General features: G+C 65.6%; 4 protein-coding genes. 2 read left to right on the plus strand and 2 right to left on the minus strand.

Annotated elements, in window-relative coordinates; translation table 11 throughout:
* A partial coding sequence (locus Q0L57_RS10560) for a PLP-dependent transferase (RefSeq protein WP_296742241.1) occupies positions 1 to 199 on the plus strand: 199 nt, incomplete at its 5' end.
* A 29-nt stretch (positions 200 to 228) separates the two neighbouring features.
* Here Q0L57_RS10560 and Q0L57_RS10565 read toward each other — a convergent pair.
* Positions 229 to 1374, minus strand: a complete 1146-nt coding sequence (locus Q0L57_RS10565; RefSeq protein WP_296742243.1) for a ceramide glucosyltransferase — start codon at positions 1372 to 1374, stop codon at positions 229 to 231.
* A 219-nt stretch (positions 1375 to 1593) separates the two neighbouring features.
* Between Q0L57_RS10565 and apaG the strand changes: the two genes are divergently transcribed.
* Complete coding sequence (apaG, locus tag Q0L57_RS10570) at positions 1594 to 1986, plus strand: Co2+/Mg2+ efflux protein ApaG (RefSeq protein WP_296742246.1); 393 nt, start codon at positions 1594 to 1596, stop codon at positions 1984 to 1986.
* A 33-nt stretch (positions 1987 to 2019) separates the two neighbouring features.
* On the opposite strand, the gene Q0L57_RS10575 is transcribed toward apaG, so the two are convergent.
* Positions 2020 to 2955, minus strand: coding sequence for an Hsp33 family molecular chaperone (locus Q0L57_RS10575; RefSeq protein WP_296742248.1), 936 nt, complete (start codon positions 2953 to 2955; stop codon positions 2020 to 2022).
* Positions 2956 to 2957: the final 2 nt, after the last annotated feature.

The following is a 2957-nucleotide window of genomic DNA, read 5'->3' on the forward strand; positions in this document are numbered from 1 at the left end:
CATCGTGCTGATCTCCAACAATCTCGGCGACGCCAAGAGCCTGATCACCCACCCGGCGACGACGACACACAAGAACCTGAGCGACGAGGCCCGCGCCGAACTCGGCATCGGGCCTGGCACGCTCAGGCTCTCCGTCGGTCTGGAGGACACCGACGATCTTCTGGCCGACATCGAACAAGCGCTGAAGGCGGCCAAGTAAGTCCATCCGCAACGACGAAGAGAAGGCGCTCAGGCGCCTTCTTCCAGTTCGGTCATCGCCTTGGTGCGGATGGTCATGGCGTTGCCACGCCATTCGACGGCGCCGCCCAGCCAGCCGCGCGCCCAGATCGCGGGAAGCATCGCGTCGCGCACGATCATCGCGGTCACGCTGCGCGGCGACAGATACCAGCCCTTGGCAAAGGCAAGCAGGCACTCCGGCAGGTAGGCGATCGCCAGCACGCATAATGCCGTGGTGGGCAGGCTGACCCCGGCGCTGGCCGCCGCGACCAGGGCGAGCAGCAGGGGCATCGCCGCGCCGGTCAGTATCTCGGGCGCGAAGAACAGCGGGAAGGTCACGCGGCGCAGCCGAGCCCAGCGCACCTGGCGCGACCAGATCTCGGCAAACGCGCGCTGGCCGAGCGGCTGCTCGAAGGGCGAGGCGACGAGATTGACGCGCAGGCCGAGCCCATTGACCAGCTTGGTGGCCGCCGCATCCTCGGCGATCTCCGCGGCCAAGGCATGGATGCCGCCATTGGCATCGAGCATCGGCTTGTTCCACAGCATGCTCTTGCCCTGGGCGAAGCCGAGGCCGAGCGCTTCGCCGGCATATTGCCAGCGCGCCTGCAGCGTGTTGAGGAAGGCGCATTCGACCTCGGCCCAGAAACCGTCCGGCCGCGAGCCGACCGGGGTCGAGCAGACAAGGCCAGTTTTCGGGCGCCACGCCGCCATCAGATGCTGGACATAGTCCCTCGGCATCAAGACGTTGGAATCGGCAAGGATCACCCAGTCGTGCCGGGCCGCCTGCCAACCCTTGACGCAATTGTTGAGCTTGGGGTTGGCGCTGATCCTGTCGTCGCCGACCAGCAGCCGCGCCGGAACCTCGGCATGGCGCGTGATCGCGGCGTTGATGAGCTTGACCACCGGGTCGTCGGCATTGGCCACACAGAAGATCAGCTCGTAGTGCGGCCAGTCGAGCGAGAAGGCGCTCTGCAGCGTTTCCTCGGTGAACGGCTCGACGCCGCGCGACGGCACGACGATCGAGACCGGCGGCCGATTGCCCGAGGGCGGAGGAATGATGCGCCTCGGCTTCAGCCGCGACGATGCGAGCAGGATAGTGGCGGAATTGGAAAGGAGCAGGGCTGACGAGGCGAAGGCGGCTGCGAAGGTCAGTTCCATCGAGATCTGGTCACTCCGGAAAGGCCGCAGGCGGCCGTTCATCAGTCGACAGAGCGCCCGAGTCGCCCAGCACGATCCGCGCACACCATCATTGTCATGTGTCACTTAAATGACATTGTTTATCGGCACTGCGCTTTCAGGCTGGCAGGACAAGCTGCTTCGCATTGATAAAACCGCGAAGAGTGACGAATACTTGCAGTCGCAGCACCGGAGTGCCCCATGTACCGCGCCGTCACGCGCAACATCGAAGTGCAGGTCAGGCCGTTCTACCTGGAAGATCGGTCCGATCCGACCGAAAACCGCTATGTCTGGGGTTACCAGGTGACGATCGACAACCGCTCCGACGACTTCGTTCAGTTGCTGTCGCGCTACTGGCATATCACCGACGGTCGCGGACGCGTCGAGGAAGTGCGCGGCGCCGGCGTCGTCGGCGACCAGCCGGAGCTCAACCCCGGCGACAGCTATCAGTATACGTCGGGCTGCCCGCTTTCGACGCCGTCAGGCATCATGGTCGGCCACTACACGATGCGCAACGGGCGTGGCGAGACGTTCGATGTCGCCATCCCCGCTTTTTCCCTCGACATGCCGGGGACAAGACGGACGGTCAATTAGGACCGATCCGTAGCACGGATCGGTCCCTGGCCGTTATTGCGCCGGGGTAAATTCAGCCGGGTCGAAATCGTATTGCGTCGAGCAGAACTCGCAGGCGACATGGATGCCGCCATCCTCGGTGCTGTCCTTGATCTCCTGCGCCGAAAAGCCTTCGAGGATGCCGTGGATCTTCTCGCGCGAGCAGGAACACTGATCGGCGACCGGTACGCCGCTGAAGACACGCACGCCGTGTTCGTGGAACAGCCGGTAAAGCAGCCGTTCCGCGCCGACGGTCGGGTCGATCAGTTCGGTCGGCTCGATGGTGCCGAGCAGCGCCAACAGCTCCTGCCAGGAATTGTCGACCGGCTCGTGCGTCACCTCGCGCGGATCGCCGTCACCGCCCGAAATGTCCGGGACGCGCATGCGCTCGGGCGCCTGCGGCAGGAATTGCGCCAGGATGCCGCCGGCCCGCCATTGCTCGCGGGCGCCGCCGGGACCCGGGGTCACCAGCTTGGCGACGGACATCCTCAGATCGGTCGGGATCTGCTCCGACTGACGGAAATAGGTGCGCGCGGCTTCCTCGAGCGAGGTGCCGTCGAGCTGGACGATGCCCTGGTAGCGCTGCGAGTGGGCGCCCTGGTCGATGGTCAGGGCCAGCACGCCGTTGCCGAGCAGGGTCTGCTGCGAGGTCTCGCCGGCGGCGATCAATGCCTGCAGCCTATCGGCGTCGAAGCGCGCATAGGCGCGCAGCGCGTGCGGCGTGGTGAAATCGGCCACCAGCATGTCGACCGGTCCGTCGGTACGGGTCTGCAGGATGAACTTGCCCTCGAACTTCAGCGACGTGCCGAGCAGCACGGTGAGCACGCACGCTTCCGCCAGCAGGCGCGCGACCGGCTCGGGATAATCGTGACGGCTGAGGATCGCATCGAGCATCGATCCGAGCTGCACGGTGCGGCCGCGCACGTCGAGCGGCGCGACCTCGTAGGGCACGA

This window comes from Mesorhizobium sp., assembly GCF_024509055.1.
Classification (GTDB): domain Bacteria; phylum Pseudomonadota; class Alphaproteobacteria; order Rhizobiales; family Rhizobiaceae; genus Mesorhizobium.

Coding starts and splice junctions, on each gene's coding strand:
- Q0L57_RS10565 (WP_296742243.1), bottom strand. CDS start 1,374: ATGGAACTGACCTTCGCAGCCGCCTTCGCCTCGTCAGCCCTGCTCCTT.
- apaG (WP_296742246.1), top strand. CDS start 1,594: ATGTACCGCGCCGTCACGCGCAACATCGAAGTGCAGGTCAGGCCGTTC.